At 59.1% G+C, this 19260-nt stretch carries 19 protein-coding genes; 11 read left to right on the top strand and 8 right to left on the bottom strand.

All coding sequences use genetic code 11. From position 1 onward, the window contains the following. Window positions 1-3: 3 nt before the first annotated feature. Window positions 4-648, bottom strand: coding sequence for an RdgB/HAM1 family non-canonical purine NTP pyrophosphatase (gene rdgB, locus AC1ROR_RS11485; protein WP_498589451.1), 645 nt, complete (start codon window positions 646-648; stop codon window positions 4-6). A 16-nt stretch (window positions 649-664) separates the two neighbouring features. Next, window positions 665-1381 (bottom strand): ribonuclease PH, encoded by a 717-nt coding sequence (rph, locus tag AC1ROR_RS11480; RefSeq protein ID WP_035219251.1) that lies wholly within the window; start codon window positions 1379-1381, stop codon window positions 665-667. Window positions 1382-1517: 136 nt separating this feature from the next. Here rph and hrcA point away from each other — a divergent pair, with 136 nt between their 5' ends. Continuing rightward, on the top strand, window positions 1518-2609 hold the full coding sequence (gene hrcA / locus AC1ROR_RS11475) for a heat-inducible transcriptional repressor HrcA (protein WP_035219249.1): 1092 nt from the start codon (window positions 1518-1520) through the stop codon (window positions 2607-2609). Window positions 2610-2722: 113 nt separating this feature from the next. Beyond that, on the top strand, window positions 2723-3358 hold the full coding sequence (gene grpE, locus AC1ROR_RS11470) for a nucleotide exchange factor GrpE (protein ID WP_142172767.1): 636 nt from the start codon (window positions 2723-2725) through the stop codon (window positions 3356-3358). Between the two features lie 87 nt (window positions 3359-3445). Here grpE and ptsN read toward each other — a convergent pair whose 3' ends face one another. The 6 genes from ptsN to lptC form a co-directional block, all read right to left on the bottom strand. Continuing rightward, the gene (gene ptsN, locus AC1ROR_RS11465; RefSeq protein WP_003503792.1) at window positions 3446-3907 is read right to left on the bottom strand and encodes a PTS IIA-like nitrogen regulatory protein PtsN; all 462 of its coding nucleotides are present in this window, start codon (window positions 3905-3907) and stop codon (window positions 3446-3448) included. Window positions 3908-3990: 83 nt separating this feature from the next. Continuing rightward, on the bottom strand, window positions 3991-4563 hold the full coding sequence (gene hpf / locus AC1ROR_RS11460) for a ribosome hibernation-promoting factor, HPF/YfiA family (RefSeq protein ID WP_035219244.1): 573 nt from the start codon (window positions 4561-4563) through the stop codon (window positions 3991-3993). Window positions 4564-4808: 245 nt separating this feature from the next. Further along, window positions 4809-6359, bottom strand: coding sequence for an RNA polymerase factor sigma-54 (gene rpoN / locus AC1ROR_RS11455; RefSeq protein WP_498589450.1), 1551 nt, complete (start codon window positions 6357-6359; stop codon window positions 4809-4811). 152 nt (window positions 6360-6511) lie between these two features. Next, the gene (gene lptB, locus AC1ROR_RS11450) at window positions 6512-7270 is read right to left on the bottom strand and encodes an LPS export ABC transporter ATP-binding protein (RefSeq protein WP_498589449.1); all 759 of its coding nucleotides are present in this window, start codon (window positions 7268-7270) and stop codon (window positions 6512-6514) included. A gap of 60 nt (window positions 7271-7330) precedes the next feature. After that, complete coding sequence (locus AC1ROR_RS11445) at window positions 7331-7888, bottom strand: LptA/OstA family protein (protein ID WP_080833251.1); 558 nt, start codon at window positions 7886-7888, stop codon at window positions 7331-7333. Between the two features lie 13 nt (window positions 7889-7901). Further along, the gene (lptC, locus tag AC1ROR_RS11440) at window positions 7902-8567 is read right to left on the bottom strand and encodes an LPS export ABC transporter periplasmic protein LptC (protein ID WP_167377506.1); all 666 of its coding nucleotides are present in this window, start codon (window positions 8565-8567) and stop codon (window positions 7902-7904) included. Between the two features lie 245 nt (window positions 8568-8812). On the opposite strand from lptC, the gene sppA reads away from it, so the two are divergent. The 9 genes from sppA (at window position 8813) to mutS (ending at window position 19195) form a co-directional block, all read left to right on the top strand. Further along, window positions 8813-9766 carry a signal peptide peptidase SppA gene (sppA, locus tag AC1ROR_RS11435; RefSeq protein WP_142172773.1) on the top strand — a complete coding sequence of 318 codons (954 nt, stop codon included), beginning with the start codon at window positions 8813-8815 and terminating at the stop codon, window positions 9764-9766. Window positions 9767-9768: 2 nt separating this feature from the next. Continuing rightward, on the top strand, window positions 9769-10095 hold the full coding sequence (locus tag AC1ROR_RS11430; protein WP_219256707.1) for an integration host factor subunit beta: 327 nt from the start codon (window positions 9769-9771) through the stop codon (window positions 10093-10095). Between the two features lie 64 nt (window positions 10096-10159). Beyond that, the gene (locus AC1ROR_RS11425; RefSeq protein WP_498589448.1) at window positions 10160-10501 is read left to right on the top strand and encodes a LapA family protein; all 342 of its coding nucleotides are present in this window, start codon (window positions 10160-10162) and stop codon (window positions 10499-10501) included. A 92-nt stretch (window positions 10502-10593) separates the two neighbouring features. Continuing rightward, window positions 10594-11727, top strand: a complete 1134-nt coding sequence (locus tag AC1ROR_RS11420) for a class I SAM-dependent methyltransferase (RefSeq protein WP_498589447.1) — start codon at window positions 10594-10596, stop codon at window positions 11725-11727. After that, complete coding sequence (locus tag AC1ROR_RS11415) at window positions 11724-12584, top strand: TrmH family RNA methyltransferase (RefSeq protein ID WP_142172779.1); 861 nt, start codon at window positions 11724-11726, stop codon at window positions 12582-12584. The genes AC1ROR_RS11420 and AC1ROR_RS11415 overlap by 4 nt, the downstream gene beginning before the upstream one ends. Further along, window positions 12584-13072: a signal peptidase II gene (lspA, locus tag AC1ROR_RS11410; RefSeq protein ID WP_003493513.1), complete on the top strand. Its 489-nt coding sequence runs from the start codon at window positions 12584-12586 to the stop codon at window positions 13070-13072. Before AC1ROR_RS11415 ends, lspA begins: the two co-directional genes overlap by 1 nt. A 55-nt stretch (window positions 13073-13127) precedes the next feature. Then, entirely contained in the window at window positions 13128-15377 is a 2250-nt protein-coding gene (locus AC1ROR_RS11405) for a hybrid sensor histidine kinase/response regulator (protein WP_142172780.1), read from the top strand. Between the two features lie 94 nt (window positions 15378-15471). Further along, window positions 15472-16353, top strand: a complete 882-nt coding sequence (gene olsB / locus AC1ROR_RS11400) for a l-ornithine N(alpha)-acyltransferase (protein WP_035219224.1) — start codon at window positions 15472-15474, stop codon at window positions 16351-16353. Between the two features lie 190 nt (window positions 16354-16543). Then, window positions 16544-19195: a DNA mismatch repair protein MutS gene (gene mutS, locus AC1ROR_RS11395; protein WP_498589597.1), complete on the top strand. Its 2652-nt coding sequence runs from the start codon at window positions 16544-16546 to the stop codon at window positions 19193-19195. The last annotated feature ends 65 nt before the right edge of the window (window positions 19196-19260 follow it).

Genomic DNA, 19260 nt, shown 5'->3' with positions numbered 1-19260 from the left:
GGTTCATGCCTCCAGGCAGGTTTCTACGAATTTTTTAAAGGCGCGGGCGCGATGCGACAGCGCTGCCGCGTCACCCGGCTTCCAGCCGTGTTTTTCGTCCGCTGTCATCTCACCGAATGTAGTGTCATAGCCTTCGGGTTTGAAGACGGGGTCATAACCGAAACCGCTCGTTCCGCGCGGCGGCCACACAACAGTGCCCTCCACCTCGCCACGGAAATATTCGACATGCCCATCCGGCCAGGCGAGGCAAAGCACGCTCACGAACCGACCCGTGCGATCTTCGGGCTTTGATGCGCCACGCTCGGCAAGCGCATCTTCAACCTTCTGCATGGCCATGGCGAAGTCGCGCGTGCCATCGGCCGTCTCTGCCCAATTGGCGGTATAGACGCCGGGTGCTCCATCCAGCGCATCGATGACCAGACCGGAATCGTCGGACAAGGCGGGCAGACCCGATGCCTTTGCGGAGGCAAGCGCCTTGATGGCGGCATTGTCCTCAAAGGTGGTGCCCGTTTCATCCGGCTCTTCGAAATTCAGCTCGGCGGCCGACTTGGCAGAGAAGCCGAAAGGTCCGATCAGGTCGGCGATTTCGGCGATCTTGCCCTTGTTGTGGCTGGCGACGACGATCGTTCTGGTATCGAGCTTGCGCATGACGTTTTCCCGTGGCTCAGGCGATCGCCTGTTTCTGAAGGGCGACCAGTTCGCCGCAGCCCGTCTTGGCAAGGCTAAGCAGCGTCAGGAATTCCTCTTCGGAGAAGGGGGCGCCTTCCGCCGTTCCCTGAACCTCGACGATGCCGCCGGAGCCGGTGATGACGAAATTCGCGTCGGTCTCAGCGGAGGAATCCTCCAGATAATCGAGATCGATAACCGGCTGTTTTGCGAAGATACCGCAGGAGATCGCCGCGATATGATCCTTGAGGACCTTCTCGACCTTGATCATGTTGCGGGTTTCCATCCACTTCAGGCAATCATGGAGGGCTATCCATGCGCCGGTGATGGAGGCGGTGCGTGTGCCGCCATCGGCCTGAATGACGTCGCAGTCGATGCTGATCTGGCGCTCCCCGAGCGCCTGCAAGTCGACCACCGCACGCAGCGAGCGGCCGATGAGGCGCTGGATTTCCTGGGTGCGGCCGCCCTGCTTGCCGGAAGCGGCCTCACGCTTCATGCGCTCATGGGTGGAGCGCGGCAGCATGCCGTATTCGGCGGTGACCCAGCCCTTGCCGCTGTTGCGCAGCCACGGCGGCGTCTTTTCCTCGAGGCTTGCGGTGACGAGCACATGCGTGTCGCCGAATTTGACCAGACAGGAGCCTTCGGCATGTTTCGAGAAATTGCGCTCGAAGGAAACCTTGCGCATCTGATCGGTTTTTCTGCCTGAAGGCCGCATATGATCCACTCTCCATGTTGGTTCCTGCCTTCTAAGGCGAGGCCCGGGCATTTGCAAAGCCAATTTCCGTTTTGCCGCGGCGGCGCGACGCATTATATTGATGCAAACAGGATTTGGATGACAAAGAACGGACGAGATGGGCTTTTCTGCACCGCTTTCAAAAGATCAGGCATCGCTGCTGGATGAACGGTCGCGGGAGATTTTCCGGCGCATCGTTGAAGGTTATCTCGACACGGGTGAACCCCTGGGGTCGCGCAGCCTGTCGCGGCTGCTGCCCATGTCGCTCTCGCCGGCTTCCGTCCGCAACGTGATGAGCGATCTGGAGGAGCTGGGCCTCATCTATTCGCCGCATATCAGCGCCGGACGCCTGCCCACCCAGACGGGACTACGCTTCTTCGTTGACGCCTTCATGCAGGTGGGCGATCTGCCTGCTGAGGAACGGGCAAACATCGACCGGCAGATCGGCCCGGTCGCCGGCCACGAGCAATCGCTGGAAGGGCTGCTGACGGAGGCGAGCCGCATGTTATCAGGCATGTCGCGCGGCGCTGGCCTCGTGCTGACGGCCAAGAACGACGTCATCCTCAAACATGTGGAATTCATCCGGCTGGAACCCACCAAGGCGCTTGCCGTGCTGGTGGGCGACCACAATCAGGTCGAAAACCGCATCATCGAGTTACCTGCGGGCATTTCCTCGTCGCAATTGATAGAGGCGGCGAATTTCATCAATGCGCATCTGTCCGGCCAGACGCTGCAGGAGTTGCGAACTCAGTTCCAGAGGCAGCAGGCGGAGTTGCAATCGGAGCTCGGCACGCTGGCGCAGGATCTCATCGAGCGCGGCCTGGCCGTCTGGGCGGGCGACAATGAGGAGGGCAAGCTCGGCCGCCTCATCGTGCGCGGGCGCTCCAACCTGCTTGAGGGTCTCGCCGGCGAGGAAGACATTGATCGCGTGCGCCTGCTGTTCGACGATCTCGAGCGCAAGGAAAACCTCATCGAAATCCTCAATCTCGCGGAAAGCGGCTCGGGGGTCAGGATTTTCATCGGTTCGGAAAACAAGCTGTTTTCGCTGTCCGGTTCCTCGCTGATTGTCGCGCCCTACCGAGATGAGGAAAATCGCGTTGTGGGTGCGGTCGGCGTCATTGGTCCCACCAGGCTCAATTACGCCCGTATCGTGCCTATGGTGGACTATACCGCGCAGATCATGGCCCGCCTTTCCCGCAAGCAGAGATAGGATAAGCCCGCAAGGCCAGAGAATGCGGCAAGCTTTTCGCCGCAAGCCTTGATTTTTGCCCGTCAAACCTCGATATCGGGCGCAACCAACAACATTCAAATCTGGAGAACGTCATGACCGACGATACAAAAAAGCCCGGACCTGACGCTGATGTCGCCGAAGAGTTTGTCGAACCCACGCTTGCCGGGGAAGAGCCGTCTGAAATCGCCGAACCCGATCCGGTCGAGCTGCTGAAGTCTGAAAATGCCGATCTGCGCGACAAGTTCCTGCGCCTCGCGGCCGAAATGGACAATCTTCGTCGCCGTACCGAGCGTGACGTCAAGGACGCCAAGTCCTATTCGCTCGCCGGTTTTGCGCGCGACATGCTCGCCGTTTCCGATAATCTTCGCCGTGCTCTCGAGGCCATTCCCGACGAACTCAAGACCAATGGCGAAGCTGGTCTCAACGGCCTGATTGAAGGCGTGGAAATGACCGAGCGCTCGATGCTGTCGACGCTGGAACGCCACGGCGTCAAGAAGATCGATGCCGAAGGCCAGAAGTTCGACCCGAATTTCCACCAGGCCATGTTCGAAATCCCCAACCCGGCGGTTCCGAACAATACCGTGGTTCAGGTGGTTCAGGCCGGCTTCACCATCGGCGACCGGGTCCTGCGCCCCGCCATGGTTGGCGTCGCCAAGGGCGGCCCGAAAGTTGAGATATCCGCATCGGCCGAGCCGGGCACGTCTTCTCTCAATGAAAAGGATGCCTGAGGCATTCTCTTCTTACCCCAATAAAAAACGCGCCTTCAGGGCGCGTTTTTTATGTCATGAAAACTGAGGCCAGCAGGGAAGCGGCGATCAGGCCGCCGTCGCCTGCTCCTGATTGAGGAAGGCGTAGATTGCCGTATCGGAATCGGTGGCGCGCAGCTTGGCCACCAGTTCGGGGTCGCGCAGGGCGCGCGCAATTCTGGACAGGGCCTTGAGGTGATCCGCGCCGGCGCCCTCGGGCGCGAGCAGCAGGAAAACCAGATCGACCGGCTGGTCGTCCAGTGCTTCGAAATCAACCGGCGTTTCAAGGCGTGCGAAAACGCCGGTGATCTGATGGATGCTGTTGAGCTTGCCATGCGGAATGGCGATGCCGTGGCCCACACCGGTGGAGCCGAGCTTTTCACGCTGGAGGATGACGTCGAAAACTTCCCGTTCCGAGACTCCGGTAATTCTGGCTGCCTTTGCGGCCAGCTCCTGAAGCAATTGCTTTTTGGAATTCACCTTGAGGGCGGGAATAATCGCATCTTGTTGCAGCAAATCTGCCAACGCCATTCTCTTTTTCCTTCATGCCATCGAGACGATGTGGGAGGCAGATACGCTTTCGCGCCCTGCCTCCCACAGTCCTGTCAGACTGTTCAGCTCTTGATCGTTTCCGCGTCGATCCAGCCGATATTGCCGTCATGACGTCGGTAGACGATGTTGAGATATTCCTTGCCCGGGCTGCGGAAGAGCAGAACCGGTTCGTCCGTCATGTCGAGCGCCATCACGGCGCTGGCAACGGACATTGTCTTTATCTGTTTCGAACTCTCTGCCACGATGGTGGGTGCGTAATCTTCAGGGACCTCGTGATCCTCATCGGGAATAGCATCCATCACCGTATAGGCGATTTCCGGCATCACGCCATTTGCGCCGCTATGATGATCTTTCAGCTTGCGCTTGTAACGACGCAGGCGCTTTTCAATCCGCTCTGCGGCGGCATCGAAACTCGCTTGCGGATCATTTGCCTGACCCGCCGCATGCAATACAACGCCCGTATCGAGATGCAGCTTGCAATCGGCGGCAAAACGCGATCCCGACTTCTCCACGGTCACTTGGCCTGAATACCCCCCATCGAAGTATTTGGTAACCGCCAGACCTATATTGTCCTCAATCCGCTGACGGAAAGATTCACCGATCTCCATATGTTTACCAGATACACGCACACTCATGGAAATTTTCCTTTTTGTAGTGATTTGCGAGTACCAGCTTACGTCAAGCCGCGCGCGCATCCAAGCGTTTCGAAGACCTTAAAAAGCCCCCATTCGAATTTTACGCCCATGGACGGTGGAGATGAATCCGTTACAAATGACCTTGCTTACGTGTGCGGCGGGCTTCTAGCCCCTGGCGTGGCAAGAGTCAATGGTGCAGCCGGGATGCGGCAGCCGAGCCCTGAAAACGTGATCGCTTTCGCTGCTCAGTAGGCTGAGGCCCTCGCCAGCGCTTTCTTTTCCCGGCGCCTTTGCACGGAGGAGGGGATGTTCATCGCCTCGCGATATTTGGCGACGGTGCGGCGGGCGAGATCGATGCCGCTCTTTTTCAGATTGTCGACGATATCGTCATCGGAAAGCACGGCGTCGGCAGACTCCTGCGCGATCATGCCCTTGATGCGGTGGCGCACCGCTTCCGCCGAATGGCTGTCGCCGCCTTCCACGGAACTGATCGACACGCTGAAGAAATATTTGAGCTCGAACAGACCGCGCGGCGTCAGCATGTATTTTTTCGACGTCACGCGGCTGACGGTGGATTCATGCATCTTGATCGCATCGGCCACCGTCTTCAGGTTCAGCGGGCGCAGGTGATCCACGCCATTGACGAGAAAGGCGTCCTGCTGGCGAACGATTTCGGTTGCCACCTTCATGATGGTGCGGGCGCGCTGGTCCAGGCTGCGGGTGAGCCAATGGGCCGTCTGCATGCACTCGGCCAGAAAATCCTGATCCTCGCCCTGACGAACCTTGTGCCGTGAGACCTCGGCGAAATAGGTCTGGTTGATGAGCACGCGAGGCAGCGTTTCGGGATTGATTTCCACAAGCCAGCCGCCTGTGGAAGAGGGGCGCACGATGATATCGGGGACGATTGTCTCCGAAACGGTCGAATCGTAGCCCGCGCCGGGGCGTGGATTGAGTGTGCGGATTTCCGCCAGCATGTCGAGAAGGTCTTCTTCATCGACGCCGCAAAGTTTTTTCAGGGCCGCAAAGTCCCGTTTGGCCAGAAGTTCCAGATTGTCGACAAAGGCCCGCATCGCCGGATCGAGCCGATCTTTCTGGGCGAGCTGGATTGCCAGACATTCGCTCAGCGAGCGGGAAAACACGCCCGGAGGATCAAAGCCCTGAAGGGTTTTCAAAACCTGCTCAACAGCGGATGGGGTTGCTCCCAGCCGTTCGGCGACATCATCCACAGCGTCCGTCGCGATATAGCCGGTTTCGTCGAGCTGGCCGATCAGCGCATCCGCGATCATCCGCTCCTCCGGGGAAGAAATGGCGAGCGGCAATTGCTGATTGAGATGGTCGCCGAGGCTCTGTTTTGCGGCAACGAAGTCGTCCAGATCGTAACCTTCGCCGGATTCCTGTCCGGGCATGGATTTCCACTGGGCCGCCAGCTCGGGGGCGTCGGCTTTTCTGGGTTCGCCGTCGTCGGGAAAGACGTTTTCAAAGCTGGTATCCAGCTGTTCGCCAAGATTGGCGGCGCGCTCACCGTACCAGTCGTCGCTGTCAGCCGTTATCGCAGCGGATTTATCCGAAGCCTCGCTGTCGGCATCGCCGAAATTCTCCGCATCCGCCGGGCTGTCACCGCCCAAATCGCCGTCGTTTGCCGCAATTTCAAGCAGCGGATTGCGTTCGACCTCCTGCGCAATAAACTGCGTCAGCTCGAAATGCGTCATCTGAAGCAGCTGGATGGACTGCATCAGTTGCGGTGTCATCACAAGAGACTGGTTTTGACGCAGCAAAAGGCTGGCAGATAATGCCATGGCGGACGCGAAACTCCCCTTACAGCTTCTCCATTGCCACAGTTTTCATAAATTTTGCGGAGGCAAGAGAACTTGGCCCAAAAATTGCTTTTTTATCTTGTTTGGTCAAGCGTCAGGGTGGGGCGCGATGAAGAATCTTTCGCGCCCGGGGGCTACAGGCTAAAATTATTGCCGAGATAGAGGCGGCGAACGTCCGGATTATTGACGATATCGTCCGCACGGCCATGGGTCAGAACCTCACCGGCATGGATGATATAGGCGCGGTCGATGAGGCCGAGCGTTTCGCGGACGTTGTGGTCGGTAATGAGAACGCCGATCCCGCGTGCGGTCAAATGCCGGACAAGATTCTGGATGTCGCTGACGGAAATCGGGTCGACGCCCGCAAAAGGCTCGTCCAGGAGCATGAAGGTCGGATCGGTCGCGAGAGCACGGGCGATTTCGAGGCGGCGGCGTTCGCCACCCGAAAGTGCGACTGCCGGCGATTTGCGCAGCTGCGCAATATGAAACTCTTCCAGCAACTCATCGAGCTTGTGGTTGCGCTTGACGCTGTTCGGTTCGTGGACCTCCAGCACGGCGCGGATGTTTTCTTCCACCGTCAGTCCGCGAAAAATCGAGGCTTCCTGCGGCAGATAACCGACGCCGAGGCGCGCGCGCCTGTACATCGGCATGCCGGTAACGTCATTGCCGTTGATGGCGATCTTGCCGGTATCGACGGGCACGAGGCCGGTGATCATGTAAAAACAGGTGGTTTTGCCCGCGCCGTTGGGGCCAAGCAGTCCCACGGCCTCGCCGCGGCGCACGACCAGGGAAACGCCGTTGACGACCCGGCGCGTATTATAGGTCTTCGTCAGACCATGCGCGATCAGGGTGCCTTCATAACGAGCCTTGTCGGCTTGCGATGTCGCTTCCACGGATCGGTTGCGCCTACCGCCAAATATTTTTGAGATCGAAGGTATCTTCACGAGGTGAGACTACTGTTTTTTCTGCGATTTCGGATCGAGCATGATCCGAACGGGGCCGCCACAGCTTTCGAGCTTCGCCTGTCCCGTATTCATCAAAACAGTCAGCTTGCAGCCAGTGAAGACATTCGTGCCTTCAGACAGCACAACCTGCTTGCCCGTCAGAATGAAGGTCTGAGCCGCCATGTCGAATTCGCCGTGATCGGCCGTGGCCTTCTGGGTCTCGGACGTCAGATAGACATTATTATCAACGAAGATTTTTTCGATATTGGCATCGCCGCTTGTGAGCGACGAACCCTCTCCCTTGTAGTTCACCGTCATCTTGCCGGCCTGAAGGGTGGTCGTGCCCTGCACCACTTTCACATTACCGGTGAAATAGGCCTTGCGCTCCTGATCCCGGATTTCGAGCTGATCGCTTTCAATGGCGATCGGCTGGTCGCCGGAGAGCTTGACGCCCTGCATGTTGCTCGTGGTGTTCTGAGCGAAAGCCACGGTTGCAAGACAGGAGAAAACAAAGGCCGTAAGGCCCGCGGATTTGCCAATGGAAACGGGACGGGAAATTTGCATCATCTGGACCGGGCTCTCACTTGCCTTCATTCTTGATATTGGATGCAGCGATACGTGCCCGTACCTGCCCCGAAAATGTAATCGTCTTGCCATTATCGGCGATATCAATCGATTGCGCAACAATCGAGCCGTCGTTTGTTTTGATCGAAACGGGCTCTTTGCTGCTCATTTTTCCGGCCTTCAAATCGACATCCGCAGACTGGAACTTCGCTTGTATGCCATTGCTGAGATTGATGTCAAAAGGGGCCGTCATCTTCAGCGTGTTGGTGGCCCGGTCGAAAATGCCTTCCTTGGCAATTACCTGGGCGACGCCATCGTTCACCGGCACTGCGGCCAGAACCTTCTCCAGCGTCATGAGGTTGGGGTTGGCGATATCCTGCAACGCACGGTCGGCGTTCATGGAATAATCGATCCCCTTCTCGTTGCGGCCGGCAACCGCGGGTTTTTCCATCACGATCTTGCCGTCCTCGATCCTCGCGCTTTCAAGCGAGACCTCATCGGGCGCCCAGGTCCGGATAAGCGAAACGGCGATGAAGGCAAGCGAAATGACCGCCGCGCCGAGGGGCAGGATGATTTTCAGCCGCTTCACGCGCGCAGAATGCCTGAGCGCACGCTCGTAAGCGCCGTTCTGGTCATTGGGCAGCGGAAATGCTGGCGCTGGTTCGCGAAGTCTTTCAAGCATAAGAGTGGATCCGGAAACTTCCTGGGCGCCATTCTGGCGCACAATTGAAGCTTGTATGTTTATCTTAAAGTCTTTGGCACGAGTGCTTTGTCCTGCCAATATGGTTTTTGTCTGGAAAGGTGCAAGGGAAATGCGAATTTTATCGTAATTCTGGTTTCCTTATTGTTTCCTTGCGGCTTCGCGCTAGAAGAACCATATGGCCGTGATGCTCATGTCGCTCAAAGGCCGGATGGCAGAGGTTTTCGATGGATAATATGGCGATAGCGGATCGCAGGCAATTGCGCCGCAAGCTGACTTTCTGGCGGGTTGCCGCCGTTCTCCTGCTCGTCGCCGGCATTTTCGGCCTTTACCGGTTTTTATGGACCGAGCCTCAGCAAAGCGCCAGACCGCATATTGCCCGTGTCGAGGTTTCCGGTCTGATCCAGGATAACACCGAACTTCTCGAGCGGCTCGACAAGATTGCCAAGAGCGACAATGTCAAAGGCCTGATCGTTTCGATCTCCTCGCCCGGCGGCACAACCTATGGCGGCGAGCGTATCTTCAAGGCCATTCGCGGCGTTGCGGAAAAGAAGCCGGTCGTCTCCGATGTCCGCACTTTGGCGGCCTCCGCTGGGTATATGATCGCGTCGGCCGGCGATACCATTGTTGCCGGTGAAACCTCCATCACCGGCTCGATCGGTGTAATCTTCCAGTATCCGCAGGTGGGCCAGCTTATGGAAAAGCTCGGCGTCTCGCTGCAGGAAATCAAGTCGTCGCCGATGAAGGCGGAGCCTTCGCCTTTCCATGAGGCGCCGGAGGAGGCGAAGACGATGATCCGCGCCATGGTGATGGACAGCTACGGCTGGTTCGTCGATCTTGTGGCCGATCGCCGCAAGTTGCCGCGCGAAGATGTGCTCAAACTCGCGGATGGATCGATTTTCACAGGCAGGCAGGCGCTCGCCAACAAGCTGGTCGATACGCTGGGCGGCGAAAAGGAAATTCGCGGCTATTTCGAAACACGCGGTGTTGCCAAGGATTTGCCGATCGTCGAATGGCGCGCGCCGTCGTCCCGTTCGCCTTTTGCGCTTTTCAGTGTTGCGCAAATAGCGAAGTTTCTGGGATATGACGATTTAATTCCCTTCGCAGGCCCTGGCCAGCTCGGTGCGGACAAGTTGTTTCTTGACGGTCTTGTTTCCGTTTGGCAGGTTGAGCCGCGTTAAAAATCCAATTCTTTCAGGGGGCAACCGTGATCAAGTCTGAACTGGTGCAGATCGTTGCTGCGCGTAACCCGCACCTTTATCACCGCGACGTGGAAAACATCGTCAATGCGGTGCTGGATGAAATCACCGATGCCCTTGCGGCAGGAAATCGTGTCGAGCTTCGTGGTTTCGGCGCATTTTCGGTGAAAAACCGTCCTTCGCGATCCGGCCGGAACCCGCGCACGGGTGAGTCGGTTTTCGTCGAGGAAAAATGGGTGCCTTTCTTCAAGACGGGCAAGGAACTGCGCGAGCGCCTGAACCCCGGCATGGGTGACGAAGAGGACGATTGATCGTCCTCAACGCACGCGCCGGAAACGGAGCTAGCGGAGCCCCGCAGCGATGGAGTATTCTCGGATGTCGAAAAAAATCATCAACCTCATCATCCTGCTTCCGCTGGCGATTATTCTCGTCATCCTGTGCGTTGCCAATCGTCAGGCCGTGACGCTGGCGTTAAATCCCTTCCGGCCGGAAGATGGCGTTCTCTCTTTCACCGCACCGTTTTTCGTCTTCCTGTTTCTGGCCGTCATTTTTGGTGTGCTGCTGGGGTCTTCGGCCACCTGGTTTGCGCAGGGCAAACATCGCAAACGCGCCCGTATCGAGGCGAAAGAAGCCGTTCGCTGGCATGACGAGGCGAACCGGCAGAAAGCTGCTGCGACCGGCCATGTTGCCAATGCCGGTCAACTCCCGGCAAAGTGATGTAGCCGACATTCGTTCCGGCTCTAGGCGAGCGGCGCGTGGAATGCTATTTGCTGCGCCATAAGACGCGGGCAGAAGCGGAAAGATTTCCATTGAAGAAAAAAGACAGCCGGCCGGGCAATCGTGCACGTGCCGGGAGCGAGAAAAAACAGGTTCATGCCGCAAAGCCGGCACGGCGGGCTGAAGTGGCACCAAAAAAGCGCGAGCCGGACGCAGTCCGCAGCGTGCCAAAGCCTGCGCCGAGGGAAAAGGTTGCGCCGGCGGCAGCCGTTGAGCAGGTGCCTGCGCGGCCGCTCAAGCCTCGCACCGGCGAACGTCCCGCAGAACAGGTTCCGGTCATTCTGGAATCGAGTGGTGCTGGCGATTTTCACCTGATCGACAGCGGCAACGGCCTGAAGCTTGAACAATACGGCGAATATCGCGTCGTCCGTCCCGAGGCGCAGGCGCTGTGGCAACCCTCGGTTCCTGACCGCGTATGGCAGAATGCCGACGCCATTTTCACCGGTGATACCGATGAGGACGGCATGGGCCGCTGGCGTTTTCCAAAGGCGGCGCTTGGCGAAACCTGGCCACTATCCCTGCTCGGGGTCGATTTTCTTGGCCGTTTCACCGCTTTCCGTCACGTTGGTGTCTTTCCGGAACAGATCGTCCATTGGGAATGGCTGAAAAACGCCGTCGAGACCGCCGACCGACCGCTGAAAGTGCTGAACCTGTTCGGTTATACCGGCGTCGCTTCGCTGGTCGCGGCGGCTGCGGGCGCCGAAGTTACCCATGTCGATGCTTCCAAGAAAGCGATCGGCTGGGCAAAGGAGAACCAGGCGCTTGCCGGGCTCGAACAGGCACCGATCCGCTGGATTTGCGAAGACGCGATGAAATTCATCCAGCGTGAGGAACGGCGCGGCAGCACCTATGACGTCATCCTCACCGACCCGCCGAAATTCGGCCGTGGCACCCATGGCGAAGTCTGGCAATTATTCGACCATCTGCCGCTGATGCTGGATATCTGCCGTGAAATCCTGTCGCCCAGAGCGCTCGGCCTTGTGCTGACGGCCTATTCCATCCGTGCCAGCTTCTATTCGATGCACGAACTGATGCGCGAAACCATGCGTGGCGCCGGTGGCGTTGTCGCATCCGGCGAACTCGTCATTCGCGAGGCCGGTCTTGATGGCAAGACGCCGGGCCGGGTGCTTTCCACATCGCTATTCAGCCGCTGGGAGCCGAAATGACGAAGGATATGCGCGAAAACACGACGCGCCGGGTTGGCCAGGTCAAGGAAGTGACCAGCCTTGCCAATCCCATTATCAAGGATATCAAGGCGCTCACCCAGAAAAAGGGCAGGGAAGAGACCGGCACTTTCATGGCGGAAGGCCTGAAGCTGGTCATCGACGCGCTTGAACTGGGCTGGACGATCAAGACGCTGGTTTATGCCAAGGCCGCCAAGGGCAAGCCGCTGGTGGAGCAGGCGGCGGTGAAGACGGTCGCATCCGGCGGTCTGGTGCTGGAAGTCAGCGAAAAGGTTATCGCCTCGATCACCCGCCGCGACAATCCGCAGATGGTCGTCGGCATTTTCGAGCAGAAATGGAAATCGCTGAAGGATATTCGCCCGGAAAAGGGCGAGACCTATATCGCGCTCGACCGGGTCCGCGATCCCGGTAATCTCGGCACCATCATCCGCACGGCTGATGCGGCAGGCGCTTCGGGCGTCATTCTGGTCGGCGATTGCACCGATCCCTTCTCGCTGGAAACGGTTCGCGCTACCATGGGTTCGGTTTTCGCCACGCCTGTTGCCCGTGCTTCGGTCGAGGAGTTCCTCTCCTGGAAAAAATCGGCCAATGTGAGCGTTGTCGCCACCCATCTCGCCGGTTCCGTGGATTATCGAAAGATCGACTACACCGGCAAGCCGGTCGTGGTCTTGATGGGCAATGAACAATCGGGCCTGCCGCCGGAACTGGCCGGCAAGGCCGACCAGCTGGCCCGCATTCCGCAGCAGGGCCGTGCCGACAGCCTCAATCTCGCCATCGCAACCGCCGTCATGCTTTTCGAAGCGCGGCGACATCTCCTCGAACTGACACCGGTGAAGTAATGGCCAAAGCGGCGTTGTTTTCGAAATTTGGCCCGGCTTTCGCGCTGATCGTCGCCGCACTGGTGCTGGACCAGATCGTCAAGCAACTGGTCGAAGCCTATCTGCCGTTACAGGAGATGGTGCCGGTCGTTCCGTTCCTGGCGCTTTACCGCACCTATAATCTCGGCGTGGCGTTTTCGATGCTGTCTGACATGCATGGCTGGTTCATCGTCAGCATGCGGCTCGTCATCGTGGTCTTTGTGCTATGGCTCTGGCGCAAGACGGCGGCGGACCGAACCTTTGCTCATCTGGGTTTTGCCTTCATCATCGCAGGCGCGGCCGGCAATCTTCTCGACCGCTTTTTCTACGGACACGTCATCGATTATATCCTGTTTCACACCGACACATGGTCTTTCGCGGTCTTCAATCTGGCCGACACTTTCATAACCATTGGTGCGGGTTGCGTTATTCTGGATGAGTTTCTGCACGCTCGCGCGGCAAAAAAGTAAAATTTTAGGGTTTCAGCCAAACATATCAAAACCGCTGCCGTGGTAGCGGTTGTTTATGAGCGAACCGGCAAGACTTCGGGAAAGAGTTTCAGATGGCCTCCACGCGGCTGCCCCGGCCGCGCAGCCGATGGATCATGCCAAGGCGACACCTCACCGCACTGATACGGCCCGTGAGATCAATGCTGGATCGATCGCGCTCCATGTCGCCGTTTCCTTGTCAGTCGGTGCGTTCTCTGCGGCGCTGATTGCGCTCGCGGTGCCCTATGCGGTCACCGTCGCGCTGGCATCCTTCTTTGCCGCCGTGCTCGTCGGCCTCCTGTTCTACGCGCTCTTCGGCAAAACGTCCCCTCAGCCCGGCGAACTGCAAGCCGATTATTCGGATGTCCGGCTGCGGCAAATGCAAAACCGGTCGCTGATCGCCGAGATGCAGGAAGCCATGGGCGATATTGTCGTGATCCGTAACATGGACCGGCGCATCGTCGAGGCGAACGCCGTCTTTCGCGAAATGACGGGTTGCTCGGCTCCCGAGGGACTGAGTTGCGAGGAAATTGGCATCGCGTTCCGGCCGGGCGGTAAAGCCCACGTTTATGACGTAGAAATCGCGACCCCCTTTGGCCAGCGCATTTTCTCCTGGCATGATGCCGTGACCCGCGATCTCGCAAGCAGCCGTCTTCTTATCAGCAGCATCGCCAGGGACGTGACCGAAGAGCGTCTGGCGCTTGGCGAAAGGGAGGACGCACGGTTGCGCGCCGAAAAGGCCGATGCCGAAAAAGCGCGATTGCTGGCCACCGTAAGCCACGAAATCCGCCTGCCGCTGTCAGGCATGCTCGGCATGAACCATCTTCTGTCGCAGACGAAGCTCAATGAAGAGCAGCGGAATTATCTCGATGGCATGAAACAGTCCGGCCAGTCGCTGGTGCAGCTGGTCGAGGACCTGCTGGACTATTCGACCATGGAGGCGGGCCGTTTCAAGCTCAATCCGCGGGCGGAGAACCTGCGACGGCTGATCGAGAGCATTGTCGAGATGCTGGCGCATCGCGCCCATGAAAAGGGCATCGAAATCACCTCCTTCGTCACGCCCGATGTGCCCGATTATCTGGATTTCGATCCGGCAAGGCTGCGTCAGGTCCTGTTCAACCTGCTTGGAAACGCCGTCAAATTCACCCGGGACGGCGGAGTCGTCATCCGGGCGCGCATGGTCGAGGGTGAATTGCTGATCACCGTCGAAGATACCGGCCCGGGCATGAGTGCGGCGGAGCAGGCCCGTATCTTCGGTGAGTTCGAGCAGGCTGGCCCCATGTCGCAGAGAAGTGCAGGAACCGGACTCGGGCTGGCCATTTCCGCTCGCATCGTGCGGGAATTCGGCGGCAGTCTCACCGTATCGAGCCGCAAGGGCAAGGGCAGCACCTTCACGCTCGCCTTCCGCCCCGGCAGCGCGCCTGCCGGAATGCCGGACCAAGGCCGGCGTCATTGCCTTCAGCATACGAATGTCCTGCTGGTCGCCCCCAGGGGGGTGGCGGCAGCGGTGACGATGGAGGCGATAGAGGCTTTCGGCGGCAAATGTATTCTCATCCATCAGCCGGAGGATCTGGAAAGGCTGAAGGACAAGACGGGTAGTTTGGCCGCCAGCCTCACCGATATCATCGTCGATCAACGCATTTCTGCTCTCTTCAGGGACGATCTGAAGGAGTGGCCACAACAAAATGTTCGCCGCACGCTGCTGGTCAGTCCCGAAGAGCGGCCTTCGACGATGCATGTATCCTTCGATGCGTGGCTGATCCGGCCGCTGCGCGAAAAATCCCTGATCGACGTCCTTTGCGGCCGCCTGCGTGGAATAGAACGGCGCGACGCCATCAACGACAATCACCCGGATGTGGGGTTTTCGTCGCGGGTGAGTGAAGGCGCAAGCGGCATCGAGATCCTCGTGGCCGAGGACGACGCCGTCAATGCCCGCATCATTCGCGCCGTGCTCGAAAAAAGCGGCTTTATTGTCCGCACCGTTGACGATTTTCACGCCCTGCAGCAGTCGGTGGCGCCGGGCGCCTCTCGATTGCCGCACCTCATCATTTCCGATCTCAATATGCCGGGTGGTGAGGGGCTGGAGGTGTTACCCGACCTTCTCCTGACGCTGAAGGGCGAGGCAAATGTTCCCGTTATCGTGCTGAGCGGCGATGCGAGTGCCGCGACCGCTGAAATCTTGCTGGAGGCCGGTGCGGCCAAGGTTTTGACCAAGCCTGCCGACCCGAGGCGGCTGGTCGAGGAAATTCGCCGCCTGCTGGAGGCGAAACGTGTGTCGCCATCATAATTTAACAGACTCGCTCTGGCTGCATTTTGTCACTATTCTGTCGTCAATTAGTGATTTATGACAGGAAAATTCTTTGGTGGCGGAGCGATTCCCCATGGTTGCCGAAATACTCAATCACGACATTTGTGAAAACAATGTTGTCATTCATCCTCGTCCTGAGACTGTGCAGGATAATGAGGGTCTTTTCGGTCGTATCGGTACACTTGAAACACGGCTCGCAAGAAATGAGCGTGAGATCGATGCCGCACAATCCGTGCGTTACCGGGTCTTTGTCGAGGAAATGAAGGCGCGCCTTCCGGCAGAAGCGATGCGCCGCAAGCGCGATATCGATGCCTGGGACAGCGTCTGCGATCATCTGCTCGTGCTCGACAAGGCGATCGAAGGCGACAGCGAGGACCAGATCGTTGGCACCTACCGTCTTCTGCGTCAGGAAACGGCGCTCGCCAATAACGGTTTTTATTCCGCCAGCGAATTTGATATTGCCGGTCTCGTTGCGCGCCATCCGGGCAAGCGCTTCATGGAGCTTGGCCGTTCCTGCGTGCTGCCGGAATATCGCACCAAGCGCACCGTCGAGCTTCTGTGGCAGGGCAACTGGGCCTATGCCGTGAAACACCGCATGGATGCCATGATCGGCTGTGCCTCCTTCCCCGGCGTGCAGCCGGAAGCCCACGCGCTTGCCCTGTCTTTCCTGCACCATAATTGCGTGGCCAAGGGTGAGTGGGAAGCCTCCGCCCTTCCCGAGCTTTACCATGAGATGGACCTCGTGCCGGCTGAGGCGCTCAACGCCCGCAAGGCGCTGAACGCCATGCCGCCGCTGATAAAGGGCTATATGCGCCTTGGCGCCATGTTCGGCTCCGGCGCGGTTGTGGACCATGCCTTCAACACCACCGACGTCCTCGTAGTCCTGCCGGTTTCGTCCATCGCCGGTCGTTACATCAGCTATTACGGTGGCGAGGCCGAGCGCATCAACGGCTGACCGGGTTTTGGCGCAGCCGGGCGGGATGTTCCTGTGGGCAGCGTCCCTGCGCGTGTTGTCTTAAGGTGGAGATTGCCGCTAGTGTCGGCGCTCCTTTTCCGCAACACGATATGACATCGGCAGGCCATTGACGGACGTTCTGACAACCGCTTCCCTGATCTCGGAAGAGAGCCGCGCGACGGCCACTCCGATGATGGAGCAATATATCGAGATCAAGGCGAACAATCCCGGTTCGCTGCTCTTCTACCGCATGGGCGATTTTTACGAATTGTTCTTCGACGATGCGGTAGAAGCCTCTCGCGCTCTCGGCATCACGTTGACGAAACGCGGCCAGCATATGGGGCACGATATTCCCATGTGCGGTGTTCCCGTCCATGCAGCGGATGATTATCTGCAGAAACTCATCCTGCGCGGTTATCGCGTCGCCGTCTGCGAGCAGGTGGAAGATCCGGCGGAAGCCAAGAAGCGCGGATCGAAATCCGTGGTCAAGCGTGATGTGGTGCGGCTTGTCACGCCCGGCACGCTGACTGAAGAAAAACTGCTCTCACCGACGGAATCCAACTATCTGATGGCGCTTGCCCGCATTCGCGGCAGTGCCGAGGCGCAGTTTGCGCTCGCCTGGATCGATATTTCCACCGGCGTCTTCCGCCTGGCGGAGACAACGCTGACACGGCTGCTCGCCGATATCTGGCGCATCGATCCGCGTGAGCTGATCGTCGCCGATAGCCTTTTCCATGACGAGGAACTGCGGCCGGTCTTCGATGTGCTTGGCCGCGTAGCAGTGCCGCAGCCGGCGATCCTCTTCGACAGCGCCACGGCGGAAGGGCGCATCGCGCGTTATTTCAACGTTTCGACACTGGATGGTTTCGGCGCCTTTTCGCGGGTGGAAATGGCGGCCGCCGCCGCTGCCGTCGCCTATGTCGAGAAGACCCAGATCGCCGAGCGCCCGCCGCTCGGTGCACCGGAGCGTGAAAGTGCCGCCTCCACGCTTTTCATCGATCCCGCCACCCGCGCCAATCTGGAACTGGTGAAGACGCTGTCGGGCGAAAGGGACGGATCGCTGCTGCATGCCCTGAACCGCACGGTAACCGGCGGCGGTGCACGGCTTCTGGCCGAGCGGCTGATGTCGCCCTTGACCGACCCGGAAAGGATCAACGCCCGCCTCGATGCCGTCGCCTATCTCATCGATGACGTCTCGCTGTGCGACGGCCTGCGTGATGCGCTGAAACATGTCGCCGATATGCCGCGTGCGCTTTCGCGTCTGGCGCTGGAGCGCGGTGGGCCACGCGATCTCGGCGCCATCCGGCTGGGACTGGTTTCCGCCGAAAAAATAGCGGCCATTCTCGATGACGGGTTGTTGCCGGATGAGCTGGCAACGGCTCTGAAGGATTTGAAAGCCTTGCCCGGCGGGCTGGAAGCCATGCTCGGCTCGATGCTTGCCGACGATCTGCCGCTTCTGAAGCGTGACGGCGGTTTCCTGCGTGAAGGCGCCAATCCCGAACTCGACGAGGTGCGGGCGCTGCGCGACCAGTCGCGTCGGGTGATTGCCGGGTTGCAGCTCAAATATGCCGATGAGACCGGCATCAAGTCGCTCAAGATCAAGCACAACAATGTGCTGGGTTATTTCATCGAGGTGACGGCGGGCAATGCCGATGTGATGATGGCGACGGATGAGGCCAAGGCGCGCTTTATCCACCGCCAGACCATGGCAGGCGCCATGCGCTTCACCACCACTGAGCTTGCCGATCTCGAAAGCCGCATCGCCAATGCCGCTGCGCAGGCTTTGACCATGGAACTGGAAGCCTTTGAGCGCATGGTCAAGGCCGTGGTGCAGCAGGCGGAAGCGATCAAGGCCGGCGCACTGGCGCTTGCGGTGATCGATGTCGCCTCGAGCCTTGCCTATCTCGCAACCGAACAGGCCTATTGCCGACCGATCGTCGATGCTTCCATGACCTTTGCGATCAAGGGCGGGCGGCATCCGGTGGTGGAGCAGGCGCTGCGGCGGCAGTCGGCCGGACCCTTCATCGCCAACAACTGCGATCTGTCGGCCGTCAATGGCGGCAAGAACGGTGCGATCTGGCTGCTCACCGGCCCGAACATGGGCGGTAAGTCGACCTTCCTGCGCCAGAATGCGCTAATCGCCATTCTCGCGCAGATCGGCTCCTTCGTTCCGGCGGAAGCCGCCCATATCGGCGTCGTCGACCGGCTGTTTTCCCGTGTCGGCGCATCGGACGATCTGGCGCGCGGCCGCTCGACCTTCATGGTGGAAATGGTGGAAACCGCCGCCATTCTCAATCAGGCGACGGATCGCTCGCTGGTCATTCTGGACGAGATTGGCCGTGGCACGGCGACCTTTGACGGTCTTTCCATCGCCTGGGCGGCGGTGGAGCATCTGCACGAGGTCAATCGTTGCCGTGGTCTCTTCGCCACCCATTTCCATGAGTTGACCGTGCTGTCGGAGAAACTCGGCCGCCTTTCCAATGCCACGATGCGGGTGAAGGAGTGGGAAGGCGACGTCATCTTCCTGCACGAGGTCGGACCGGGCGCTGCGGATCGTTCCTATGGCATTCAGGTGGCCCGGCTTGCGGGCTTGCCCGCATCGGTGGTGGAGCGCGCCCGCGAGGTGCTGACGAAGCTCGAAGATGCCGACCGCAAGAACCCGGCCAGCCAGTTGATCGACGATCTGCCGCTGTTCCAGATCGCGGTTCGCCGCGAGGAAACCCGCAAGGCCGGACCATCGAAGCTGGAGGAAGCTCTGAAAGGCTTCAACCCTGACGAAATGACGCCGCGTGAGGCATTGGATGCGCTCTATGCGTTGAAGAAAGAACTTGGCAAGGCTTGAAGGGATAGATTGCCTGTCCATCGCCTTTAAAACTCGCTATAGGACACTCCCATCGCAAGTGGTGG

Source organism: Agrobacterium sp. GW821-FHT14E08 (assembly GCF_058803865.1).
Note: the sequence above shows the minus strand (reverse complement) of the source record. Positions and strands in the feature narration are given on the sequence as shown.

Coding starts and splice junctions, on each gene's coding strand:
- rdgB (WP_498589451.1), bottom strand. CDS start 648: ATGCGCAAGCTCGATACCAGAACGATCGTCGTCGCCAGCCACAACAAG.
- rph (WP_035219251.1), bottom strand. CDS start 1,381: ATGCGGCCTTCAGGCAGAAAAACCGATCAGATGCGCAAGGTTTCCTTC.
- hrcA (WP_035219249.1), top strand. CDS start 1,518: ATGGGCTTTTCTGCACCGCTTTCAAAAGATCAGGCATCGCTGCTGGAT.
- grpE (WP_142172767.1), top strand. CDS start 2,723: ATGACCGACGATACAAAAAAGCCCGGACCTGACGCTGATGTCGCCGAA.
- ptsN (WP_003503792.1), bottom strand. CDS start 3,907: ATGGCGTTGGCAGATTTGCTGCAACAAGATGCGATTATTCCCGCCCTC.
- hpf (WP_035219244.1), bottom strand. CDS start 4,563: ATGAGTGTGCGTGTATCTGGTAAACATATGGAGATCGGTGAATCTTTC.
- rpoN (WP_498589450.1), bottom strand. CDS start 6,359: ATGGCATTATCTGCCAGCCTTTTGCTGCGTCAAAACCAGTCTCTTGTG.
- AC1ROR_RS11445 (WP_080833251.1), bottom strand. CDS start 7,888: ATGATGCAAATTTCCCGTCCCGTTTCCATTGGCAAATCCGCGGGCCTT.
- lptC (WP_167377506.1), bottom strand. CDS start 8,567: ATGCTTGAAAGACTTCGCGAACCAGCGCCAGCATTTCCGCTGCCCAAT.
- sppA (WP_142172773.1), top strand. CDS start 8,813: ATGGATAATATGGCGATAGCGGATCGCAGGCAATTGCGCCGCAAGCTG.
- AC1ROR_RS11425 (WP_498589448.1), top strand. CDS start 10,160: ATGTCGAAAAAAATCATCAACCTCATCATCCTGCTTCCGCTGGCGATT.
- AC1ROR_RS11415 (WP_142172779.1), top strand. CDS start 11,724: ATGACGAAGGATATGCGCGAAAACACGACGCGCCGGGTTGGCCAGGTC.
- lspA (WP_003493513.1), top strand. CDS start 12,584: ATGGCCAAAGCGGCGTTGTTTTCGAAATTTGGCCCGGCTTTCGCGCTG.
- AC1ROR_RS11405 (WP_142172780.1), top strand. CDS start 13,128: ATGAGCGAACCGGCAAGACTTCGGGAAAGAGTTTCAGATGGCCTCCAC.
- olsB (WP_035219224.1), top strand. CDS start 15,472: ATGGTTGCCGAAATACTCAATCACGACATTTGTGAAAACAATGTTGTC.
- mutS (WP_498589597.1), top strand. CDS start 16,544: ATGATGGAGCAATATATCGAGATCAAGGCGAACAATCCCGGTTCGCTG.